This is a genomic window from Streptomyces niveiscabiei, assembly GCF_033794345.1.
GTDB classification, from domain to species: domain Bacteria; phylum Actinomycetota; class Actinomycetes; order Streptomycetales; family Streptomycetaceae; genus Streptomyces; species Streptomyces niveiscabiei.
This window is the reverse complement of the sequence record NZ_JARAYJ010000050.1, coordinates 30,448-51,892: the sequence shown is the minus strand read 5'-3', so window position 1 is coordinate 51,892 and position 21,445 is coordinate 30,448. Positions and strand designations below refer to the sequence as shown.

Sequence of the window (21,445 nt, the reverse complement as noted above, 5' to 3'; positions counted from 1 at the left end):
CGCGCGGGGGACGGGGACCGCCTAGTGAGGGGGGAGGCGTTCAGCGAGTCCGGCTGGACCAACGCCGCCCGGGTCACTTTGCCGGGGCCCCCTATCTACTCCCCCAATAAGCTGTACGTGGGGGCGGGCCTCGACCCCGCCCGCCCGCCCGCGACCTGGAGCGCCTTCACCGACGACTGCGCCACGATCAGGAAGAGGACCGGCGTCGCGTGCGTCGCGCTCGGCAACAAGGAGGGCGCCGGCATCCAGTTCTTCCTCTCCGGCCTCGGCTCCGGCGCGCTCACCGGCCGGGAGTACGACGACTGGATCGCCGGGAAGCGGAACTGGACGTCCCCGCACGTGAAGCGGATCTTCGAGCTGTGGAAGGAGACCGACGCCGCCGGCCTCAACAACAAGGGGGCCAACTCGACGGCGATGTTCAACGACTCCTTCGCGCTCTTCTCCTCCGGCAAGGCGGCCCATGTCATCGGGCTGATGTCGGACGTCGGGCACTGGAAGGACTTCGGCGAGTTCCTCGACCCCGACGACATCGGCGTCATGCGGGCGCCGGTCATCACCCCGGGGGCGACACCGAGCCTGCCGTACGACGGCGGTATCGGCTACGCGGTCGCCAAGTGGACAACCGATCCGAAGCTCGCCGCCGACCTGGTCCGCTCGCTCACCTCGCGGGACGCGCTGGCGGCGTTCCACGCCGACGCGGGCGCCATCGTCTCCGACCCGTCCGTCAACGTGTCGAAGGGGGGCCCGGCCGTCTCCGCGATCGTCTCCGAGATCAAGAGCGGCAGGCCCGCCCTGCACGTGGCGCTCTCCGCGCGGACCCTCGATCTGATGGGGCGGCTGTCCCAGCAGTTGCTGAGCGGGTCGGTCACCGTCGACGAGGCGCTGAGGCAGCTCGCCGCGTCGGACCGGGAGGGCTGACCGGGTGCCGCTCGACGCCACGCCGCCCCCCGTCCGTCCGGCGCCGGCCGGGCGGACGGGGCCGTCGGACGCCGGGGGTGCGCGCCCGGCCGGCCGGGCGAGGTCCCGCCGCCCGAGGGCGGACCGCCTCGCGCCGTACGTCCTGGTCGCCCCGGCGGTGCTGGTGGTCGTCGCCCTGCGGCTGTACCCCCTGGTGCTCGGCGTCAACTTCTCCTTCACCGGGGACGGGGACCTCGACGGCGCCTCGGTCGGGCTGGACAACTACACGGCCCTCTTCGACGACCCGCTCTTCCGCGGCGCGCTGCGCAACACGGGGCTGCTGGTGCTGCTGCTGCCGGTGGCGGTCGCCGTTCCCGGGCTCCTCGCGACCTTCATCCACCTGCGCGTTCCGGGGCACCGGTTCTTCCGCGGCGCCTACTTCTTCCCCGCCGTGCTGTCACCGGTGATCGTCGGCGCGATCTTCAACCTGCTGCTGGCCTACGACGGCCCGGTCAACACGCTGCTGGACGATGTCGGTCTCGGCCGGGTCGACTGGCTCGGCGATCCGGACGTCGCGCTCTACACGGTCGTCGGGGTCCATGTCTGGGCGACGTTCGGGATGGCGCTGGTGGTGTTCCTCGCCGGGTTCGCGACGCTGGACTCCTCGCTGCTGGACGCGGCGCGCATCGACGGCGCGTCGGTGCCCCGGATCATCTGGCACGTGATCGTCCCGGGCCTGTCCCGCACCATCCAGTTCGTGTTCGTGACCACGATGATCGGAATGCTGACGTCGATGTTCGGACTGCTCTACGTGATGACCGGCGGCGGCCCGGGGGGCTCGACCTATCTGCCGGAGTACTACATCTGGATCCAGCAGGGCCAGCTGAACCGCCCGGCGCTCGCCTCGGCCGCGTCCACCGTGCTGTTCCTCGTCATGGTGGTGGTCGGGCTGCTCCAGGTCGGCGTGCTCAGCCGCTCCGGCAGGGCGGAGTGATGTCGGCCTCCCGGGCGGGCCGGTGGCTGGTCGCCGGGGCGATGGGGGTGCTCGCGCTGGCCACGGTCTATCCGCTGGTGTTCACCACGAACGTGGCGCTGAAGACACGGCACGACTACGTCCTCGACCGGTTCGCCCCCGCGCGCTCCCCGCGCCTGGACAACCTCGCCACCGCGTGGGACAGCGCCGGAATGGCACGCTACTTCGCCAACTCGCTGATCGTCGTCACGTGCGCGGTCGTCCTGCTGCTGCTGATCGGGTCGATGGCGGGCTTCGCCCTGGGCAGGCTGCGGTTCCGCGGGTCGCGGGCACTGTTCCTCGGCTGTCTCGCGGCCCTGTTCGTCCCGTTCCAGGTCATCATGGTGCCGCTCGCCCGGACGATGGCCGACCTCCGTCTCATCGACACCCATGCCGGGCTGGTCCTCGCCTATGTCGCGCAGTTCCTGCCGTTCACCGTCTTCCTGATGGCGAGCTACTACGCGCACGTCCCGGCCGAACTCGTCGACGCGGCCCGGGTCGACGGCAACACCCACTTCGGCGTCTACCGGCGGATCATGCTGCCGCTGGGCGCCCCGGCCCTGGTCTCGGTCGGCGTCCTGAACGCGCTGTTCTGCTGGAACGACGTCCTCATCGCCCTGCTGATCATGCCGTCGGCCGAGAACCGCACCCTGATGGTGGGGGTCACCTCGCTGCGCGGGCAGTACGCGGACGACATCCCCACGTTCGCCGCCGGTGTCCTGATCGCCGCCGTGCCGATGCTGCTGCTCTACCTCCTGTTCCAGCGTCACATCGCCGAAGGCGTCACCGCCGGTTCCACGAAGGGCTGACATGCGGATCACCGGATTTCGAACCCTGAACACGGTCCTGGACTGGGGGCGGCCGGTCGGTGACGCCAACGGCGTCTACGCCGACGGGCTCGTCCCCGTGCCGGTCGTCCTGGTGAGTACCGACGTGGGGATCACGGGCGTCGGTCTGGGGCCGTCCGCCGGCGCGGAGTCCGTCTTCGCGGCCCTCGACGGGGAGGACCCGCGCGCTGTCACGGCTCTGTACGACCGGATGCTGCGGCAGACGTTCAAGGCCGGGCACGCGGGCGTGGTGTTCGGCACCATCGGCGCGTTCGACACGGCGTTGTGGGACATCAAGGCCCAGGCCGCCGGGGAACCCCTGTGGCGTCTGCTGGGCGGCCGTGACCGGCGGGTGCCCGCGTACGCCTCGGGTCTGGACATCGGCCTCACCGACGCCGAACTCGCCGCCGTGTACCAGGCGTACGCGGAACGCGGTCTGCGCGCGGCCAAGCTGAAGGGCGGTCTGGACGTCGAACGGGACCGGCGGCGGCTGTCGCTGGTCCGCGAGGTCCTCGCCGACGCCGCCCGGGGAGCGCAGCCCGCGCTGATGCTCGACGCGAACGAGTCGTGGTCGCGCAAACAGGCCGTCCGCCACGTGTGCGCGCTGGAGCGCACCCTCGACCTCACCTGGGTCGAGGAGCCGGTCCGGCGCTGGGACGCCGAGGGGCTGGCCGTGGTCGGCCGGGGGATCCGGGCCTCGGTGGCCAGCGGCGAGAACCTCTCCGGCCTCGAACAGTTCCGGCCGCTGCTCGCCGCGGGGGCGGTCGACATCGTCCAGACGAGCGCGGTCTGGGGCATCACCCACTTCCTGCGGGTCGCCACCCTCGCCCACGCGCACGACCTGCCGGTCAGCTGCGTCGGCACCACCCCGGTCGGCCTCCTGCACGCGGCGACCGCCACCCCGAACCACCTCGCCGGCGAACTCCAGGACCTCCAGCCGCCGTTCGGCATCCACGTCGATCTGCACGTCGAGGGCGGCGAGTTCATCCTCGGCGACTCACCGGGCCTCGGCATCCGGGTCGACGAGGAGACGATCCGCGCAGCGGCCCCCCGCCCCACTCCCCCGGCCGCCGACGGCACAACCGTACGACCGGAATCCGCCGGCCGCCGCCTGCTCCCCACCCCGGACTCCACCCCCGGCCCACACCCGTCCACCCGCCGCCCCCTTCCGCTGCGCCGGACGGACGGGAGGCCCGCACGCAACGACACCGAGCCGATGATCTGACCGGGCGGCGACGGTACGGATGCGGGGCGCGGCGCTCCACGACGGTGGAGAGCGCCCCTGCCTTCAGCTGCCTTCAGCGCCGCGAGGGCGTCGAAGCCCTCGCGGTCCGACCCGGTCGTGGCCGGCCTACCGCCCGCCGGGCACCACCGTGTCCCTCTTCCCGCCCCGGAGGCCGAGGGCGACGAGGACGGCCGCCGCCAGGACGATCGTCGTTTCCACGGCAAGGACCGTGTGAAGGCCCGTCAGCAGGTCCGGCGAGGTGGTGGCGAGGACGCCGAGCAGCGGGATGCCGATGGTGATGCCGACCTGCTGGGTGGAGGTGACCAGGCCGGTCGCCAGGCCCTGTTCCTCGTCCGGTACTCCGGAGGTGACCGTCAGGCCGTAGGAGACGATCACGCCGAGGTGGCACACGCAGGCCAGCGAGACGGCGGCCGTGGCGAGCCACACCGACCAGGCGTGGGTGTCCAGGCCCAGCAGGGCGGCGGTCAGCACGCCCTGCCCGGCGAGCGAGCCGACCAGCGTGCGGCGGGCGCCGAAGCGGCCGACGACCTTGGGGGCGCAGGCCCCGGCGACCGCCGACAGCACGCCGGCCACGCCGAAGACCAGCCCTGTGCGGAAGGCGGACAGGCCCAGGGTCTCCTCGAAGTACAGGGTCAGGACGAACACCAGCGTCGACATCGTCGAGAACGTGACCAGACCGGCCGCGTTGCCCCATGCCACGGTGCGGCGGCGCAGCATCGGCAGGGAGACCAGCGGCGCCTCGGTGCGGGACTCGACGAGCACGAACACGGTGAGCAGTGCCAGGCCCGCGGCCAGGGCGGCGATGACGTCGGCGTGGCCGAAGCCGCGGTCGGCGGCCGTCGACAGGGCGTAGATCACCGACAGCAGGCCGCCGGTGACGGTGACGGCGCCGGGCACGTCCAGGCGCGGGCGCTGCGGGGTGCGGGACTCCGGCAGCAGGCCGGGGGCCAGGGGCAGGACGATCAGCGCGAAGAGGGTGAGCACGCCCATGGTGGAGCGCCAGCCCAGGACGTCGGTCAGGACGCCGCCGGCCACCATGCCGACGGTGAAGCCGAGCGAGAGCAGCGTGCCCGAGATGCCGAGCGCGCGGTCGCGGGCCGGGCCCTCCGGGAACGTCGTGGTGAGCAGGGACATCCCGGTCGGGACGATGGCCGCCGCGCCGATGCCCTGGAGGGCCCGGCCGGTGAGGAACGACGCCGGGTCCCAGGCGAAGGTCGCCAGCAGTGAGGCCGCCCCGAACAGGGCAAGTCCGCTCAGGAACAGCCGCCGGCGGCCGTACAGGTCGCCGATGCGGCCGAAGAGGAGCAGGAAGCCGCCGGAGGGCAGCGCGAACGCGGTGACCGCCCATTGCAGCGCCGACCGGCTCATGCCGAGGTCGGCGCCGAGGACGGGCAGCGCCACGTTCAGCACGGAGAAGTCGAGGGCCACCATGAACTGGGCGGCGCACAGGATGAACAGGACGAGTCTGTCGCGCGCCGGCAGCCGTGGGGTGCCGGTCGGTGCGGGTGCAGCTGCGGGGCCGGTCAGTGCGGGGTCGGCTGCGGGGCTGGTCGGTGCGGGGTCGAGAGTGGTGTCGGTCGCCATGCGCAAGAGCCTGCGGCCGGTGGAATAGCCGTGGGGAGCGGCAAGTTGTCCTGGTGGTCACACCACCAGTCACGAGGAGGACCGGCACATGCCCGTGGACGAGCCCAGGGCCTGGCGGCGCAGCGAACTGCGCGAGTTCCTGATGAGCCGCAGGGCCCGGGTCACCCCGGCCGAGGCCGGACTCCCGGACGGGGGCGCCCGCCGCCGCACCCCGGGGCTGCGCCGCGAGGAGGTCGCCGTCCTCGCGGGGGTCGGCGCCTCCTGGTACCAGTGGCTGGAACAGGGCCGGAACATCTCGGTCTCGCCGCAGGTCCTCGACTCCGTCGCCCGCGTCCTGCGGATGGGCAACGCCGAGCGCCGTCACCTCTACGTCCTCGCCGGGCTGAACCCGCCCGTGCCCGAGAGCGAGCCGGGCGGGCAGCGCGACAGCTGCGAGGGGCTCCAGCGGCTGATCGACACGTGGATGCCGTACCCGGCCCACATCATGGACCTCTACTACAACACCGTGCTGTTCAACGACGCCGCCGCGACCGTCCTCGGAATGCGCCCCGGCGTCACGCAGAACTGCCTCGTCGACTTCTTCACCGACTCGATGTACCGCTCCCGTTCAAGGAGCTGGGAGCAGAACGCCCGCACGGTCGTCGCCCAGTTCCGCGCCGCCTGCCTGGCCAGCCCCGACGACGAGGGCTTCCAGGCGGTCGCGGCCCAGCTCAAGGCGGCGAGCCCGGAGTTCGCCGCCCTGTGGGAGCTGCGGGACATCGAGGAGGCCGGGCAGATCCGCAAGGAGATGGACCACCCCCTGCTGGGGCTCCTGTGCTTCGAGTCCACCGTGATGAGACTTCCGGCCCGCCCGGACCTGTCGATCGTCCTCCACACCCCACTGAGCGAGGCGGACACCGCGAACAAACTGGAGTGGCTGGCATCCCCGGAGGGCCGGCGCGGCGCGATGTACCCCGTGGCCGGCTAGGGCCTGTCCGGCGGACAGCCGCCGCGCCCGGACGGCGTCCCGTCCATCCCGGCTCCGGCCGACGACGGCCCTGGGCCGGAGAAGCTCCTGTGTACCGCCCAACTGCACCAGATCCCACGTGACCTGCGTGGCCCCGTCACATCACCGAACACGACACCGAGCCCCCGCCGGCACCTTGTCGGGCCTACGAAGAGCGCCCGAGGGGTGCCGGCCGCTCCGGCGACGACATGAAGTGGCCCGGGGCTCGGTTGTCGAGGTCTCCGAGGAAACGGGCGCTCTCGATCTGGAGTCCTTGGCCCATCAGGCGGCCGACTACTGGCCGTCACCTCCGCGGAGGACAAGGATGCCAACCCCCGTCACCGCATAGCGGCAACTGCCGAGCGGGCGGGGCGAGTCTCGGCACGAACACAGGCCCCGAAGAAAACGATGACCGACAGCCGGACCCGCTCACGGAACGCACGCTGCCTGGCGTCCAGCCCTCCTGCGTTGTTGAGAGCCAGTTTCGCGGGAACCACAACTCAGCGATCCGCCAGCGGATTGAACCCCTCCGGGAAGCCCACTGCCGTCTCCAGGCCGAACGTGACCAGAGCTGCGAGCGCCAGAGGTGTGAACACCGGCCACCACACCCCCCTGATCAGCTCCTGTGCACGGCCCAGGGCCCGAAACATGCACACGCGGTCGTGGGCCATGATCGACGGAGCAAGCACATACAGCACCCCCAGCCAGGCCAAGAGCGGCGCGAGAGGAGTCAGCAGGACGGGGAACAGGAAGGCGGTCAGCAGGTAGCCGCCGACTGTGCCCGGTATCCGGGGCGCGCTCGCCCCCACGAGCCCGCGCACCGTGACCCGCTCGCGTCCAGCTGCGCCAGAGCGGCTCCAAGGCTCCCCCGGTCCCCAGGACCAGGCAGACGGCCAGGATGAGGGGAAGGAAAACGATCAGAACCATGTCCGTGACGTCGCTTGGATCAGCGCCGCCAAGAGCGGACGTCACGTCCGGCCCAGGACCCGGAGGGCACTGCCAAGGAACGTCCCCGGATGGAGCCAGGGTCCTGACATTGCCTCAGCTTCCTCCAGGCGTGCACCGTGACCGTCTTCTCCGTGTTCGGAGAGTTGGTCGCGGAGCTCGGTGGTCTGTTGTTCGAGGTGGTCGGTTTTGCGCTGAAGGGTGGCGGTGGCAGCGTCGAGGCCAGTGGCGCGAGGTGTCCTGGCCGCATGCTCCGTAAGGCGGATGTCGCGTTCGGTGGGGCTGGTCAGATCCCCGCGGGCACCACCGGTGGCAGGCAGGCAGCCGCTGCGGCGGTCACCGTGTGAGTGACGGTTCGTCGCGTGGGCCGGTCTCCTCGGGTGTCGCGTCGGTGGCGAGGCGTTGCTGGAGTCGCAGGTGGCGGAACTCGTAGTGGGCGCCGGAGCGGCGCAGTACGCCTCGGTGGTGGGCTTCTTCGAGGAAGGCCATGAGCCGCCAGGGTGCCCGTCCGGTCAGGGCCAGCCAGAGGCGGGCGACCCCGGTCCGGCCCCAGGCGCTGAGCGCGGGGGTGAGCGTGCCCATCATCACCCACACCTCGGTGTGCATGGTGCCCAGCGTGCTGTCGCGTCCCGTCGCGGCGATCAGCAGCAGGCAGACTCCCCCCGCGAGCACGGAGGCGATCGCGCTGCGGGCGAGCGCGGCGGCGCGGTCGGTGCGCAGGGTGCTGCGTGGGCCGACGGCGCGGATGGTGTCCGAGGGGGTGTTCAGGGCGCGGTAGACGCCGGAGGCGCAGCCGCCGATGGTGCCGACGAGCAGGCCGAACCCGACGAAGGGGATCAGCGTGTCGATCAGGACGTCGTCGGCGGGGCGCAATGCGAGCCATGCCCTGACGGGTCTCGGGAGGGCGAGGACCAGGTTGTGGGCGTCGACGGGCCGGCCGTGCCAGGTGACGGGGCGGCCGTCGCAGTCGACGACCCAGCGGTCGCCGTCCCGGTGGAGCCGCAACGTCCCTTCGAGGAGCTTCAGTCGCGCGTCGGAGGTGATGCGGGCTCCCTCCATGACGGCGAACGGCTCGGTGAGCGCCTTGCGTTCCACCAGCACGATCTTCTCCGCCGCGGCCGTGTGGACGGAGCGGCTCCCGGCGGCCTCCTGGTGGACCCACCCTCCGATCACCGTGCCGTTCGCGCGCGTCGGCGCCGAGCGGATCTCGTACGCGGCGAACGCGGCGGTGATGCCGCCGACGGCGACGGCGGCGGCGACCCCGATGAGCGTGCACGCGAGGAGCCCCCGCAGCAGCCCCTGCCGGAATCCCCGCAGTACGGCGGCCGGTCCGGCGTAGGCGGCTGCCGTCCGTTCGCCGCGCCGCCTCCCGGCGAGGCACAGCAGCAGCCCGGCCCCCAGGCAGGTGACGGCCGCGACCTGTGCGCCGGACCGGCCGACGAGGGCGAGACCGGCGAGGACGAGCACACCGCCCAGTACCCGGACCGCCGCCGGACCGCTCGGCGCGCCCGCCCACGGCAGGCCCAGCGGCAGGGGCCGCCGGGGCAGTCCGGCGACGGCGATCATCATGCACTGCACCAGCCCGAGGAAGCATCCGTTGAGGAACCAGGACGCTCTCGGCGTGATCGTCGCGCCGAGGCGGGGGCTGATCAGCGGCGGCACGAGCACGCCGACGGCCACGGCGACGACCGAGGCCGCCGCCGTCACGGTCAGGGCGAGTCGCACCAGCGTGCGCGGCCCCCGCGATGCCGCCGCTGTGGCGGGCAGCAGGAAGGCCAGCCCGAAGCACAGGCCCAGGAAGTCGCCCGCGAAGTTGACCAGGGCCGATGTCTTGGTGTCCCAGTCGGCGACCACGCCCGTCCCCGACTTGGCCAGCGGCACCAGCACCGCGGCCGTGGTCAGGAGTGCCAGCGCGGCCGGGCCGAGCACGCGCAGGGTCCTGGGCATCACTTCGGGCAGCTCCCACCACGCGAACCGCCAGACGCCCGGGGAGCCGTCTGCGGGCGCCAGGTCACAGGCGAGCCGGCGCAGCCAGCGGTGCGCCGCCTCCGGCCGCCAGCGCGGGTCCGCGTCGGCGAAGGCCGCCGGGACGAAGGCGTCCAGCAGATACCGCTCGATGTGTCCGGCCGTGGGGAAACGGACGAGGTCCGTCAGCTCGCCGGGGTCACGGGACACGTCCTCGTACACCGTGCGGGCCAGCGCCACCGTCAGCGGAGACGTCAGGGCCTCGGCGAGCGGAGCCGAGGGGCCGTCGAGGACCCCGGTCCATCGGGTGCGCCCGGTCGCGTCCGGGCGTGCGGCGCTCTCCAGGTACGTGCGCGCGGCGGCGTAGGACAGCGGTCGCAGCCGTACGACCGCGGCGGCCGTGAGGACGTCGTCGCGCGTGACCTGCTCCCATTCCGCGGTGCGGCAGGTCAGCAGGACCGGCAGCCGCTCGTCCAGCTCGCGGTTCAGGCACCGCAGGGCTTGTGCGCGCACCGGCCCGGGGAGTTCGTCGAAGCCGTCGAGGACAGGCAGGATCAGCCCGGCGTCCAGCAGTTCACGGGCCAGCGTCCGCTCCTCCCGTACGGTGGCGAGGGCCCGGTACTCGGCGGCGAGCCGCTCCTCCAGCCAGTGCCGCAGCCCGGTGGACCGGGGGTCCCAGTCCGCCAGCGCGAAGAGCACGGGAACGGGTTCGTCGGTCCGCCGGGCCGCGAGCGTGTCGCGGACGAACTCCACGGCGAGGACGGTCTTGCCCGAGCCCGGTTCGCCGAGCACGACCAGCCGCCCGGAGGGGAAGTGTCTGAACGCCTCCCTGAGGGGTTCCAGCGGCCGTTCGCCGTCGCGCGGCGCGGGCAGTGGCAGTCCGCCCCGGATGTTGCGTGCGTGGTCCGCGAGCGGCGGCCCCTCGTTCACCCAGGTCACGGCGAGCGGCGCGGGGTCCTGCAACCGGTGTTGCCGGGCCCGCGTGTCCCACTGCGCCGCGACCGCCTCGGCGAGCGCGTCCGCCGCTCTGCGCCGGCGGTCCGGGTCGTCCGGCGGTGCCTGGGTCGCCTCCCGCAGCAGGTCCAGCGCGAGGACCCCGACCGAGACGAACCCCGAGATCGCGGAGAGCCACATCGATGTCTCTTCGGGGCCGTCCCGCATCGCCAGGACGACGGCCAGCGCGACCAGGGCCACGCCGACCACTCCCAGCCCCGCCCGGCGCCACGCCCGTGGTCCACCCGATGACGTCCGCATGTCCGGCCCCTCATGCTCGCGATCCGTCCGTTCCCGTGAGAACGAGGCGCCTGACATCCGCGTACCGGGACCGGCGCAGGCGCGCGGAAGCACGGCGGAGCGTACTTGGGACATGACCTTCACCAGCACCTCGGAGCCGAACAGGGCGCTCGGACCCCGCGACGACGCCGGTCCAGCCCTGCTACGAGGACAACTTCGAGGCCGACTCGGACGAGAAGCGCACGACCACCGGTCGATGCTCCGCACCTTCGTCACCCCAGCGCCTGACGGCAGCCGCTCTCGCGCTGGCTGGCATCCTGATCGGCGGCAGCCCTGGCGGAGCACACCGTCGGCCAGTTCAACATGGCCGGCGGCAACGACGAGTACGGGCCGAGGGGCGACGAAGTGCCCGACGCCCTCGTCCGCAGCGTCGACGACCGCCGGCCCGCGTTCATGACGCTCTCCGAGACATGCCGCGACTGGAACGCGCGCCTGGAGAGCCAACTGCCCGACTACACCGTCGTGTTCCACCCGGTCACGAACGGAAGCGGCCAAGTCGCCCAGTGCAAGCACCCGTCCGACTTCGGCAACGCGGTGCTCTTCCGCGACGACCTGGGCTTCGACGCGGCCACAGCCGTGCCGCACGGCCTGGAGTCGCCCGCCGGCTACGAGCAGCGCGAGATGCTGTGCGTCCGCTCGGACAGCCGCCGGCTCGCCGTCTGTAGCGCCCATCTGACCGTCGGCGACGACCGCCCCCACCTCGACGCCCGGCGTCACGAGGCAGCGGTCGCCGCCCGGATCCTCGCCACCGAGTACGCCGGATACACCCGCTTCCTCGGCGGCGACCTCAACGACGACCCGCTCTCCGGAGCGACCGACAACTTCTACCACCCGGACTACCGGCGGGACGCACACGGCCAGTTCAAGGAGGTCGACAGCCCCTGCGGCAACGAGATGAAGGCGGGTTTCTGGATCCGGTCCCTGCCTCCTGTCTGGATCTGGTGCCGCTCGGGCGAGTCGACCCACAGCCAGGGAAAGATCGACTACCTGTTCGTCGAACCCTCCCTGCGCGTGACCTGGGCCGACGCCACCCACGCCACCTACTCCGACCACGACCCCCTGTGGGCCGGCATCGAGTTCTGACCAGACCGGGAGCGGACGTCCGGGAGCGGGTCAGTGGCTCCCGGACAGCTCGCCGCTGAGCTTCCCGTGGATGCGGGCGCTGGGCTGGTTGAGGCCGGTGATCTCGACGGTCTTGCCGCGCTGGGCGTACTTGGTCCCGATGGCATCGAGGGCGGCCACGGAGGAGGCGTCCCAGATGTGCGCCGCGCTCAGATCGATGACGACCTGCCGGGGATCGCCCGCGTAGTCGAACTGGCCGACGAGGTCGTTGGAGGAGGCGAAGAACAGCTCGCCGGTGACCCGGTAGACCACGCTCGTGCCGTCGGGGTCGGTGACGGCGGTGACCTCCGCGAGGTGGGCGACGTGCTTGGCGAAGATGACCATGGCGGTGACCGAGCCGACGACGACGCCGATCGCGAGGTTGTGGGTCGCGACGACGACCGCGACGGTGATCACCATGACGGCGATCTCCCCCGCGGGCATCCGCCTGAGGGTCCTCGGGGCGACGGAGTGCCAGTCGAACGTCGCGAAGGACACCATGACCATGACGGCGACCAGCGCGGCCATGGGAATGTCGGAGACCACCGGGCCGAACACGATGCACAGCACCATCAGGAACGCGCCCGCGAGGAAGGTCGACAGGCGGGTGCGGGCGCCGGACACCTTCACGTTGATCATCGTCTGGCCGATCATCGCGCAGCCGCCCATGCCGCCGAAGAACCCGGTGACGATGTTCGCGATGCCCTGACCGATCGACTCCCGCGTCTTGGAGGAGTGGGTGTCGGTGATGTCGTCGACGAGCTTGGCCGTCATCAGCGACTCCATCAGCCCGACCAGCGCCATCGCGAACGCGTACGGCGCGATCGTGGTCAGCGTGTCCAGGGTGAACGGCACGTCCGGCAGACCGGGCACCGGCAGCGAGGACGGCAGGTCGCCCTTGTCGCCGACGGTCGGGACGGCGATGGCGGCGGCGACGGTGATCACGGTCAGGACGACGATGGACACCAGCGGGGCCGGGATCACGGTGGTGACCTTCGGGAAGAACACCATCAGCGCCAGGCCGCCGACGATGAGCGGATAGACCGCCCAGGGCACGTTCCGCATCTCGGGGACCTGCGCCATGAAGATCAGGATCGCGAGCGAGTTGACGAAGCCGACCATCACCGAGCGCGGGATGAACCGCATCAGCTTCGCCACCCCGAGCACACCCAGGACGACCTGGAACACACCGGCCAGGATGACGGCGGCGACCAGGTGGCCGAGACCGTGCTCGCGGTTCAGCGGCGCGATGACCAGCGCGACGGCGCCGGTCGCGGCGGAGATCATCGCCCGGCGTCCGCCGACGACCGAGATGACGACGGCCATGGTGAAGGAGGCGAACAGACCGATCGCGGGATCGACCCCGGCGATGATCGAGAAGGAGATCGCCTCGGGGATCAGGGCGAGCGCGACGACCAGCCCGCCCAGCACCTCGGTGCGCCACACTTTCGGATCGCGCAGCCAGTCGGGCTTCAGGCCCCGCAGGCGTACGGCCGGGGACCCAGCGGCAGAAGAAGACAAGGAAGCAGGTACCTGTCGTGCTCGGGCGCACCCCGTTCGGCAGGCCGGGGCGCGCGGGAGGACGCGGGGAACCGGGCGGCGCCCCGCGGAGACGGCCCCTCAGCGGAGGCGGCCGGAAGACGAAAAAGGGGATCAGGTGAAGGGCCCGCGCGAGGACGCGGTCCCCGCCCGGATTCCGGGGCGAAGCATCACGGCGGGCAGGCGGCGGCGCCGGGCGTCATCAGCTCGCGCACGCGTCTCTCCTGCGGGAATCGGATCTTCGCCGGGGGCGGCATCGGCCCCGACACGGCAACAGCGAGGCGGGCAGACCGTCCTCACCGTCGGCAACTCTACCCTAACGTTAGAGTAGAGATCGGTGAGGCGTACGGGACGCACCCCACCCCGGTGCGGGCGCGAAGTTCGGGAAGCAGGAGCGTGGACGGCAAGCACATGCAGATCGGCGAGGTCGCCACGCGCACGGAGCTGTCGCTGCGCACCATCCGGCACTACGAGGAGACCGGCCTCGTCGTCCCCTCGGCCCGTTCCCAAGGGGGCTTCCGCCTCTACACCGAGACCGACGTACAGCGGCTCATGGTCATCCGCCGGATGAAGCCGCTCGGCTTCACCCTGGATCAGATGCGCGACCTGCTGGAGGCCACCGACCGCCTCGATGCCGACGACCGGCTGACCGAGACCGAGCGGGACGAACTGATCGCCCGGGTCCACGCCTTCGAGCAGGCCGCCACCGCGCGCGTCGCCGACCTGCGCAAGCAACTGGGCCGCGCCGAGGACTTCGCCACCACCCTGCGAACCCGCCTGGAGCGAGCCACCGCCCCCAGGGCCTGACGGGCGTCCGCCCCGTACTCAGAGCTGCGGGCCGGACCCCATCTGCGCCATGAACGTCTCCGGGTCGCTGTCGAAGCCGCGGAGCGCGGGCCGCAGCTCCCAGACGCCGGTCTCCTTGGTGAACTCCGCGACGATGGCGGCGGTAGAGCCAGCGAGTCCGGCGAAGTCGTCCTTCACGAGTTCGGTGTACCCCTCGACGACCAGGACCCCGGTGCCCGTGAGGTGGCCGAAGGTCTTGGGGCCGGTGGTCTGGTGGATGACCACGCCGACGACGACCCGGGCGAAGGAGGAGGCGAGGCGGTCGAGTTCGACGGTCATGGCCTCGACGTAGCCGAAGCCCTGCCCGGTCTGGCTGTGGCGGCTCATGTTGATCGTGCCGTCCGGGGAACGGCTGTCGTAGTGGACGACGTACACCGGTTTCCCGTACGGCGCGTCCGCGGAGTAGGTCGCGGCGACGATGTCGAGGTGGTGCGGGGGCTCTCCGAGGAGGCTGGGGTCCCACTTGAGCCGTATCTCGACCTTCTTCAGCCCTGTGCCGCTGTTCACCGGATGACTGCCTCTCCCGCCGCTGCCTGCTGCGGGGTGCTCCCCCGCATCTGGAGTATGGCTCTGCGCAGGCGCGTTAAAGCATCGTCAAGACAATCACCGTGAGGCCGGCGAGTTCCCGGACGTTCGCCAGCGAGAGCGGCGGCGATCATGCCCTGGTAGAGGGCGAGGACGACGTCGCTGACCCGGCCAGTGACGACGTCGACGGAGTCGCGGAAGCCGTAGCGGTCGTCGTACGCACCGAAGTCCCGGGCGAGCGCCCGGAGATTGGTGAGGGCCTCGTCGGGTGCCTGGGGAAGGGCGAGGAAGGAGGCGTGCGGGGTGACCACGGCGAGGCTGTTGTAGCCGTCCTCCTGCATGCCGATCGCGTAGTGGCCCTCCCAGACCCGTACGCCGTCCACGATGACGTACGCGTCTGCCGGTTCCTGCTCCTGGCCCATGCCGGGCAGCAGGGTGCGGTACAGGTGCCAGTAGTGGTCGGCGGGCAGGGAACCGTCGGCGATGCCGAGGTAGCTGGCCATGCGCGGTTCGGTGTTCAGGGCGCCGTAGTGGAAGCCGGTGGGTTCGCCGTTGCCGGGCTTGTCGGGCCAGTAGCCGCCGAGGAGTTGGCCGGGGCCCGCTACCGGATCGGCGGGGTCGTAGGGGGTGTAGAAGTACGACCAGTCGACGTTGTCGGAGGAGTGCGGTGATCCGTGGGCGCAGCGCGGGGTCCGCGTCGGCGGCGGTCTTGAGGGCGGCCTGACCCGGGGCCCGGCGGGCCGCGCCGCCGGCCAGGGCGCGCCGCGAACGATCGCGGTCATCGGCCCCAACGCCGACAGCCCGCAGGCCATGCTGGGCGACTGGGCGGGAGACTCCGGCCAGGTCGACTGGATGCCCGAAGGACATCCACGCGAGCTGGTGGAGACGGTGCTCGACGGATTCCGCGCCGTCGCACCCGCTGACTGGACGGTCACGCACGCACGCGGAGCCGACATCGAAGTGCTCGCCCCCGACCCCCGAGGGCCGCTCTCGCCCGACGGCCAGGCACGGCCGCCCGTTTTCACCCCCGCCCCCGTCGACCGGGCACAGCTCCGGCAGGCCGCCGACTACGCCGTCGCGGTCGTCGGGGACACCCTCGCCCTCACCGGCGAGGCGTGCTCGACGGCCACGCTCGATCTCCAAGGCGGCCAGATCGCCCTGCTCGACACGGTCGCCGCCACCGGCACACCGATGGTCGTCGCCCTGGTCCAGTCCAAGCCGAGCACCCTCCTGGACTCCGCCCTGAACGCGGCAGCGCTCATCGAGGGGCTCAACCCGGGGATGCGCGGTGGCCGCGCCATCGCCGAACTCGTCCTCGGGCTCATCGAGCCCAGCGGCCGTCTGCCGATCTCCTTCGCACGCCACGTCGGACAGCAGCCGGTCTTCTACAACCAGGTGCGGGGCCAGCACGGCGACCGCTACGCGGATCTCAGCCAGGAGCCCCTGTTCGCGTTCGGCGAGGGCCTCAGCTACACCGCCGTCACCTACTCCGCCCTCACTGTGCACGACTCCGACGTCCGCGCCGACGCCACCGTGCGCCTCACGAACACCGGGCACCGCCCCGCACGCCCGACAACCGCCGCGTGGTCGAACCCGGTGCGTTCTCACTGCGCGTCGGTCCCAGCTCACGGCCCGGGCAACAGCTGATCGCGGAATTCCGCATCCGTACGCCGGGATGCGGGTGACGGCCGGTGGGCACATCCGCCGGGAACCGCGGGCCAGCGGCCCTGTCCCACCGGTCGTCGGTTCAGCGTCGTTTTCCGGTCTCGGGGGCGATGGCGCCCTGGCTGGCGCGGCGCATGGCCTCGTACAGCGCGGCGTCGTCCGGTGGGTCGGGCAGTTGGCTGCGGGCCGGGGTCTGGAAGGACTGGATCATCCAGGCGACGAGGCGGCGCCAGGCGTCCGGGGCGGCGTCGCCGGTGGCGCTGAGGACTCCGGCGTTGGCCATCAGCAGCAGGACGAGGTCGCGGCTGGTGAAGTCCTCGCGCAGCCGCCCGCTGTCCTTGGCACGGCCGATGAGTTCGAGGAAGCCCTCGTACGCCCGGGCGTGGTACTGCTCCAGTTCCGGGACGCCGGGGAAGCTCATGGTCAGGACGTCGGCGAAGCCTCGGTCGGCGGCCTGCATCGCGCAGACGTTCAAGATGTAGCCGGTGAAGCCGTGCCAGGGGTCGGGGTCGGCCAGGGCCTCGGTGGTCGCCTGCGCGTACGCCTTCATGCGGTCGGCGAAGACCTCGGCAACAAGATCCTCCTTGCGGGGGAAGTGGCGGAAGAGGGTGGCGATCCCTACGCCGGCCTCCCGTGCGACCGAGGCCATCGACGCGTTCAGCCCGTCGCGCCCGAAGACCGTGCGTGCGGCGGCGACGATCCGCCCCCGGTTGCGCTCCGCGTCGCTGCGCTTGGGCTGACCTGCGGAATCGGCGGCGCCGGGCTGGGGGGCTCGGGGGCTCATGCGGGCCAGACTAGCAAACCGGAATGGCTTATCCGGTTCCCGTGCTACGGTGAACAACGAAACGGATAGGGCTTTCCGAAAAGGAAACGGATAGCCCTATCCACCTCCCTGACCCTGTTCACGAAAGGCTCCCCCCATGCCCACCATCGCCATCGTCGGCGCCGGCCCTCAGCTCGGCCTCGCCATCGCCCGCACGTACGGCACTCACGGCTACGACGTCGCGCTGATCGCCCGCGACCGGGCCAAGCTCGACGACCTCGCCGGGAAGCTGGCCGCCGAGGGCATCACCGCCGCCGCGTTCCCCGCCGACGTGCTCGACCGCGCCGCGCTCACCCAGGCGCTCGACGACGCGACCGCGCGCTTCGGCCGCATCGACGTCCTGGAGTACTCCCCGGTCGCCGGCCTCCAGACCGTCATGACCACCCCGGCCGCGACCGACCCGGCCGACGTGCAGCACGAGATGGAGTTCCAGCTCTACGGCGCCATCGCCGCCACCCGCGCGGTGCTGCCCGCCATGCGTGAGGCCGGCGCGGGCACCCTGCTGTTCACCACCGGCGCCGGCTCCGTCAACCCTGTGCCGCAGGTCGCCAACGTCAACGCCGCTGCTGCGGCCCTGCGCAACTGGGTGATCAACCTGCACAAGGAGCTGGACGGCACCGGCGTCCAGGCAGCGCACATCGGGATCGACGTGTCCATCGGCACGCCTGCCGTCCCCGGCTTCCCGACCGCCCAGCCAGAGGAGATCTCCCCGGTCTACTGGGACCTGCACACCACGAAGCGCGACCAGGCCGAGCTCGTCTTCAGCCTCTGACACCCATCGCCGTCGACACCTGCCGGGGGCGGCCCCGAAAGCATCCCTCGGGCCGCCCCCAAGCAGGTCGCGCCCTCGCCCTCTACCTCGTGGGCATGGCGGGCCGACCGCTACGGACCCTGGTCCACCTCACCGACGCCCTGCCGTCCTCCCCCGCGTCACCGCCGTCCGGCCGCCGTCAGAACGTGGCGATCGGGTTGACCGGGCTGCCGGACGTACCGGCGAAGCGGACCGGGGCGACGGCGAACTGGAAGTCCCACTGGCCGAGTTCGGCGGCTGTCGCCGCGCACGCCTCCAGGTCGCAGTTGTCCAGGAGCCACAGCCCCATCGCGACGAGGCCCACGGTGTGCACCGGCATCGCCAGGTCTTCGTACCCCGACGGCTGGACGTCCTGAGGGGTGTCGGCGGCGATCAGCGCGACCTGCCGTTCGCTCAGCCACGGCAGGCAGGACGCGTGCCAGCCGGCCTGCGTGACACCGGTGGTCGGGCCGGACTCGTGCCGGGACCGGCCGTAGCCGGTGCGCAGGAGTACCGCGTCGCCGGGCCGTACTCGCACTCCCTGGCGGCGCTCGGCCTCTTCGAGGTCCTCGGGGAAGACGCCCTGTCCCGGTTCCAGCCACGGCACATCGCGGACCTTCGCGATGTCCAGCAGGACGCCACGGGTGACGATCCCGTTCGCCGCCGCCGTGACGGCCGCCCACGCCGATCCCGTCTCGGCCCCGACCAGCGAGTGGGGCCGTCCGTTGTACATCGTGCCGTCCCAGTAGATGTGGCACGGCGAGTCGATGTGGGTGATGGTGTTGCCGTGGAACAGGAGGCCGAGCTTCTCGTTGGAGAAGCCCCAGTGCCGGTCGTTGCGGAATCCGGGCAGCGGCATGCTGTCCATACCCGGCATGTCGGCGGCGCACGGGCAGGTCGTCGTCGACCTCTCCATCTCCTCCGGTACGGCGATCTCCCATGCGCAGGACACGCTTCTGCCGTGGCGTACGGCCCGCGCCGCCGCCAGCCGGACGGCGTCGGTGATGTGGTTCAGCGTGCCGAGTTCGTCGTCGTCGCCCCACCGTCCCCAGTTCGACAGCGTGTCGAAGTAGGCGAGCACGTCGTCCCGTGTGGGGACCGGTCGCCCTGCCGTCGTCCCGGCTGCGGCTCCTCCGGTGGTGCGGTTCGGCTCCATGGTGATTCCTTACGTCGTTTCTCTGGGGTGGCTCGGAGTCTTCCGGCTATCGGGTGATCTCGTAGCGCAGAACCGCGATCCCGTTGTCGAACGAGGTGGCCTCGATCAGCTTCAGGTTCTGCCGGTCCTCGAAGACGCGCCGTCCCCTGCCGCGTGAGACGGGGCAGACCAGCAGGGTGACCTCGTCGACGAGTCCGGCTTTCAGCAGGGAGTCCATGAGGGTCAAGCTGCCCCACAGCCAGATGCCCTTGCCGCTTCGCTGTTTGAGTTCGCGGACGGTGGCGGCCGGGTCGCGCGTCACGGTCGCGGCGGGGAAGTCTCCCCAGGGCGCCTTCTCCAGGGTGGAGGAGGCGACGAACTTGGTGAGGCTGTTGAGCTTCTCACCGTATTCGCCCTGGTCCTCGGCGGTTGCCCAACCCGTGGACTGGGCGTAGGTGTTCGCGCCGAGGAGCAGTGTGTCGACCGCGTCGACGAAGCCCATCACGCGTTCCTTGAACGCCGTGTCGCTGGTTCGGGAGAAGGACTCGGCGGAGACGAAGCCGAGCCCGCCGTCCTCCTCGGCGGCGATGTTGTCGACGGTGACCCACTGCTGGACGATGAGCTTTCTCACGGCTGGCCGCGCCTTTCGTCTGTCGGTCGGATCTTCACAGGAGTGTGCCCATGCAGCCGCAGCCGTGGGCCGTGGCCGTGCCGGTCGTGGAGGGCGGTTCCGAGCCGGCCGCCTCCTCGATCTCCTTCAGCAGGCCCGCCCGCTCCCGCTGAGTGATCAGGCGTCCGTCGACGACCAGCGCGTGGATGCGCCTGGTGTTGCGGATGTCGGCGAGCGGGTCCGCGTCCAGGATCACCAGGTCGGCGAGCTTGCCGCGTTCCACCGTGCCCAGGTCGTGGCCCAGGCCGAACACCCGGGCCGGCTGCTCGGTGGCGGCCCGCAGGGCCTGCATGGGCGTCAGGCCCGCGTCGACGAGAAGCTCCAGTTCGTCGTGGAGCGCGAAGCCCGGCACGACGAACGGGTTGCCGGTGTCGGTGCCCGCGAGGATCCGTACGCCGCTGCGCCGCATCTCCCCCACGAGCCTCTTCTTGTGGTCGAAGATCTCACGGATGCGCCTCGCCCCCTCGGAGGTACGGCCGCCGGTCACCACGTCGGCGACCTCACGCCACCAGTCGGTCATCGAGGCGGGCAGGTACGTCCACTCGTCGGTCTCGTGGTTTCCTTCCGGCATCTCCAGGACGCGGTGGATGACGAGCGTGGGCACGACAGCGCCGCGCCCGCCGGCCAGTTCGGCGTACAACGCGTGCGCCCTGGCCCGGTCGTATCCGAGGACGGCCTTGTACTCCAGCGGATGCACCGCCGCGTACCAGTCGCGGTAGCGGTGGAAGCTGTCCTGGGTCGCGTCGACGGTGATCGCCGCCAGGCCCTCGCGGATCTCCTTCTCGTTCGCCGATGTCGCCAGCATCGGGGAGTCCATGTGCTCGAAGGTCAACTGCCCTGCCTTGACGGCTTCGGGAAGGGTGACCGTGTCCGGGCAGTGCCCGGCGAACGGGATCCGCAGGCGCCGCGCCTCGTCGGCGATCGTGAGATACGACTCGCGGTCGAGCCGCGAGTAGACCTTCACGAAGTCGGCGTTCTCCCGCTTCGCCCGCCGCACCGCCTCCCGCGCCTCCCCCGGGTTCGCGACTTCGATGAGGGAACCCGTGTCGTACGTGTGCAGCGAAGGGCGTCCGTCGACGATCGCGCTGCCGATGACCCACCGGGGGCCCAGCATCCGGCCGCTCTCGATCTCGTCCCGCCACTCGTGGTGCACGACTTCGCCGCGCATCTCCCGTACGGTCGTCACCCCGGCCAGTGCGTACAGCGGGGGCACCACCGCAGTCGGCCCGACGCTGTGGACGTGCGATTCGATCAGGCCCGGTATGACGTACTTGCCGGCGAGGTCCACCACCCGTGCACCGGGCGGGGTCTTGCCGACGGCGGTGATCCGCGCGCCGCTCACCACGACGGTCATGTCGCGCCGGGCCGGGGCGCCGGTCGCGTCGATCACCGTGGCACGGGTCAGCGCGAAGGACCCGTCGGGATCCGCGCTGGCCGGTCGTCCGGCGACCGTCGCTCCCCGCGCCGTCGCCGGCGCCACGGCCGTGGCCGCCAGGGCGGCACCGGCGAGGGTGACCGCCTTACCGAGCACCGCACGTCGCGACCGCACGCCGTCACTTTCACCGTGACGGCCGGCCGTTTTGCTGCTCTCGCTCAT

Annotated in this window: 19 protein-coding genes and 1 pseudogene; 10 read left to right on the top strand and 10 right to left on the bottom strand. The window is 71.5% G+C overall.

Translation table 11 applies throughout. The features are described 5' to 3' along the window. The 4 genes from PV682_RS39585 to PV682_RS39570 form a co-directional block, all read left to right on the top strand. On the top strand, nucleotides 1-918 hold a 918-nt coding region (locus PV682_RS39585; protein WP_319737157.1), incomplete at its 5' end, for an ABC transporter substrate-binding protein. A gap of 142 nt (nucleotides 919-1,060) precedes the next feature. Next, the gene (locus PV682_RS39580; RefSeq protein WP_319737158.1) at nucleotides 1,061-1,891 is read left to right on the top strand and encodes a carbohydrate ABC transporter permease; all 831 of its coding nucleotides are present in this window, start codon (nucleotides 1,061-1,063) and stop codon (nucleotides 1,889-1,891) included. Further along, nucleotides 1,891-2,718 (top strand): carbohydrate ABC transporter permease, encoded by an 828-nt coding sequence (locus PV682_RS39575; protein ID WP_319737156.1) that lies wholly within the window; start codon nucleotides 1,891-1,893, stop codon nucleotides 2,716-2,718. Before PV682_RS39580 ends, PV682_RS39575 begins: the two co-directional genes overlap by 1 nt. 1 nt (nucleotide 2,719) lies before the next feature. Continuing rightward, on the top strand, nucleotides 2,720-3,961 hold the full coding sequence (locus PV682_RS39570; RefSeq protein WP_319737155.1) for a mandelate racemase/muconate lactonizing enzyme family protein: 1,242 nt from the start codon (nucleotides 2,720-2,722) through the stop codon (nucleotides 3,959-3,961). Nucleotides 3,962-4,087: 126 nt separating this feature from the next. Here PV682_RS39570 and PV682_RS39565 read toward each other — a convergent pair whose 3' ends face one another. After that, a complete protein-coding gene (locus PV682_RS39565) occupies nucleotides 4,088-5,566 on the bottom strand; it encodes an MFS transporter (protein WP_319737154.1) in 1,479 nt (492 codons plus the stop codon). Nucleotides 5,567-5,654: 88 nt separating this feature from the next. On the opposite strand from PV682_RS39565, the gene PV682_RS39560 reads away from it, so the two are divergent. Further along, on the top strand, nucleotides 5,655-6,533 hold the full coding sequence (locus tag PV682_RS39560) for a helix-turn-helix transcriptional regulator (RefSeq protein ID WP_319737152.1): 879 nt from the start codon (nucleotides 5,655-5,657) through the stop codon (nucleotides 6,531-6,533). 518 nt (nucleotides 6,534-7,051) lie between these two features. On the opposite strand, the gene PV682_RS39555 is transcribed toward PV682_RS39560, so the two are convergent. After that, entirely contained in the window at nucleotides 7,052-7,372 is a 321-nt protein-coding gene (locus PV682_RS39555) for a hypothetical protein (protein WP_319737150.1), read from the bottom strand. A gap of 243 nt (nucleotides 7,373-7,615) precedes the next feature. On the opposite strand from PV682_RS39555, the gene PV682_RS39550 reads away from it, so the two are divergent. Next, entirely contained in the window at nucleotides 7,616-7,843 is a 228-nt protein-coding gene (locus PV682_RS39550; RefSeq protein WP_319737148.1) for a hypothetical protein, read from the top strand. On the opposite strand, the gene PV682_RS39545 is transcribed toward PV682_RS39550, so the two are convergent. Then, complete coding sequence (locus PV682_RS39545; RefSeq protein WP_319737147.1) at nucleotides 7,833-10,715, bottom strand: NACHT domain-containing protein; 2,883 nt, start codon at nucleotides 10,713-10,715, stop codon at nucleotides 7,833-7,835. The two genes, PV682_RS39550 and PV682_RS39545, sit on opposite strands and share 11 nt — an antisense overlap. A gap of 342 nt (nucleotides 10,716-11,057) precedes the next feature. Between PV682_RS39545 and PV682_RS39540 the strand changes: the two genes are divergently transcribed. Beyond that, entirely contained in the window at nucleotides 11,058-11,837 is a 780-nt protein-coding gene (locus PV682_RS39540) for an endonuclease/exonuclease/phosphatase family protein (RefSeq protein WP_319737146.1), read from the top strand. A 30-nt stretch (nucleotides 11,838-11,867) separates the two neighbouring features. Here the strand turns inward: PV682_RS39540 and PV682_RS39535 are convergent, their stop codons facing one another. Further along, complete coding sequence (locus PV682_RS39535) at nucleotides 11,868-13,376, bottom strand: SulP family inorganic anion transporter (protein WP_319737144.1); 1,509 nt, start codon at nucleotides 13,374-13,376, stop codon at nucleotides 11,868-11,870. 414 nt (nucleotides 13,377-13,790) lie between these two features. Between PV682_RS39535 and PV682_RS39530 the strand changes: the two genes are divergently transcribed. After that, the gene (locus tag PV682_RS39530) at nucleotides 13,791-14,201 is read left to right on the top strand and encodes a MerR family transcriptional regulator (RefSeq protein WP_319737142.1); all 411 of its coding nucleotides are present in this window, start codon (nucleotides 13,791-13,793) and stop codon (nucleotides 14,199-14,201) included. An 18-nt stretch (nucleotides 14,202-14,219) separates the two neighbouring features. Here PV682_RS39530 and PV682_RS39525 read toward each other — a convergent pair whose 3' ends face one another. Together PV682_RS39525 and PV682_RS39520 are read right to left on the bottom strand one after the other, a co-directional pair. Beyond that, on the bottom strand, nucleotides 14,220-14,747 hold the full coding sequence (locus PV682_RS39525; protein ID WP_319737138.1) for a TerD family protein: 528 nt from the start codon (nucleotides 14,745-14,747) through the stop codon (nucleotides 14,220-14,222). Between the two features lie 116 nt (nucleotides 14,748-14,863). Then, nucleotides 14,864-15,479: pseudogene (locus tag PV682_RS39520) on the bottom strand (glucoamylase family protein); the annotation flags it as partial. Nucleotides 15,480-15,575: 96 nt separating this feature from the next. Between PV682_RS39520 and PV682_RS39515 the strand changes: the two are divergent. After that, nucleotides 15,576-16,412 (top strand): glycoside hydrolase family 3 C-terminal domain-containing protein, encoded by an 837-nt coding sequence (locus PV682_RS39515; RefSeq protein ID WP_456154983.1) that lies wholly within the window; start codon nucleotides 15,576-15,578, stop codon nucleotides 16,410-16,412. Nucleotides 16,413-16,512: 100 nt separating this feature from the next. On the opposite strand, the gene PV682_RS39510 is transcribed toward PV682_RS39515, so the two are convergent. Next, nucleotides 16,513-17,214, bottom strand: a complete 702-nt coding sequence (locus PV682_RS39510; protein WP_319737137.1) for a TetR/AcrR family transcriptional regulator — start codon at nucleotides 17,212-17,214, stop codon at nucleotides 16,513-16,515. 136 nt (nucleotides 17,215-17,350) lie between these two features. On the opposite strand from PV682_RS39510, the gene PV682_RS39505 reads away from it, so the two are divergent. Then, nucleotides 17,351-18,025 (top strand): SDR family NAD(P)-dependent oxidoreductase, encoded by a 675-nt coding sequence (locus tag PV682_RS39505; protein ID WP_319737134.1) that lies wholly within the window; start codon nucleotides 17,351-17,353, stop codon nucleotides 18,023-18,025. Nucleotides 18,026-18,203: 178 nt separating this feature from the next. Here the strand turns inward: PV682_RS39505 and PV682_RS39500 are convergent, their stop codons facing one another. The 3 genes from PV682_RS39500 to PV682_RS39490 are packed head-to-tail and all read right to left on the bottom strand — an operon-like array spanning nucleotide 18,204 to nucleotide 21,397. Further along, entirely contained in the window at nucleotides 18,204-19,199 is a 996-nt protein-coding gene (locus PV682_RS39500) for a cyclase family protein (RefSeq protein WP_319737131.1), read from the bottom strand. Nucleotides 19,200-19,245: 46 nt separating this feature from the next. Further along, nucleotides 19,246-19,809, bottom strand: coding sequence for a dihydrofolate reductase family protein (locus tag PV682_RS39495; RefSeq protein ID WP_319737130.1), 564 nt, complete (start codon nucleotides 19,807-19,809; stop codon nucleotides 19,246-19,248). 34 nt (nucleotides 19,810-19,843) lie between these two features. Then, a complete protein-coding gene (locus tag PV682_RS39490) occupies nucleotides 19,844-21,397 on the bottom strand; it encodes an amidohydrolase family protein (protein ID WP_319737128.1) in 1,554 nt (517 codons plus the stop codon). Between the last annotated feature and the right edge of the window lie 48 nt (nucleotides 21,398-21,445).

Bases quoted from the DNA above. Each gene is read 5' to 3' on its own strand.
- PV682_RS39565 (WP_319737154.1), bottom strand. From the start codon at position 5,566: ATGGCGACCGACACCACTCTCGACCCCGCACCGACCAGCCCCGCAGCC.
- PV682_RS39500 (WP_319737131.1), bottom strand. From the start codon at position 19,199: ATGGAGCCGAACCGCACCACCGGAGGAGCCGCAGCCGGGACGACGGCA.
- PV682_RS39560 (WP_319737152.1), top strand. From the start codon at position 5,655: ATGCCCGTGGACGAGCCCAGGGCCTGGCGGCGCAGCGAACTGCGCGAG.
- PV682_RS39510 (WP_319737137.1), bottom strand. From the start codon at position 17,214: ATGAGCCCCCGAGCCCCCCAGCCCGGCGCCGCCGATTCCGCAGGTCAG.
- PV682_RS39540 (WP_319737146.1), top strand. From the start codon at position 11,058: ATGGCCGGCGGCAACGACGAGTACGGGCCGAGGGGCGACGAAGTGCCC.
- PV682_RS39515 (WP_456154983.1), top strand. From the start codon at position 15,576: ATGCTGGGCGACTGGGCGGGAGACTCCGGCCAGGTCGACTGGATGCCC.
- PV682_RS39545 (WP_319737147.1), bottom strand. From the start codon at position 10,715: ATGCGGACGTCATCGGGTGGACCACGGGCGTGGCGCCGGGCGGGGCTG.
- PV682_RS39505 (WP_319737134.1), top strand. From the start codon at position 17,351: ATGCCCACCATCGCCATCGTCGGCGCCGGCCCTCAGCTCGGCCTCGCC.
- PV682_RS39575 (WP_319737156.1), top strand. From the start codon at position 1,891: ATGTCGGCCTCCCGGGCGGGCCGGTGGCTGGTCGCCGGGGCGATGGGG.
- PV682_RS39570 (WP_319737155.1), top strand. From the start codon at position 2,720: ATGCGGATCACCGGATTTCGAACCCTGAACACGGTCCTGGACTGGGGG.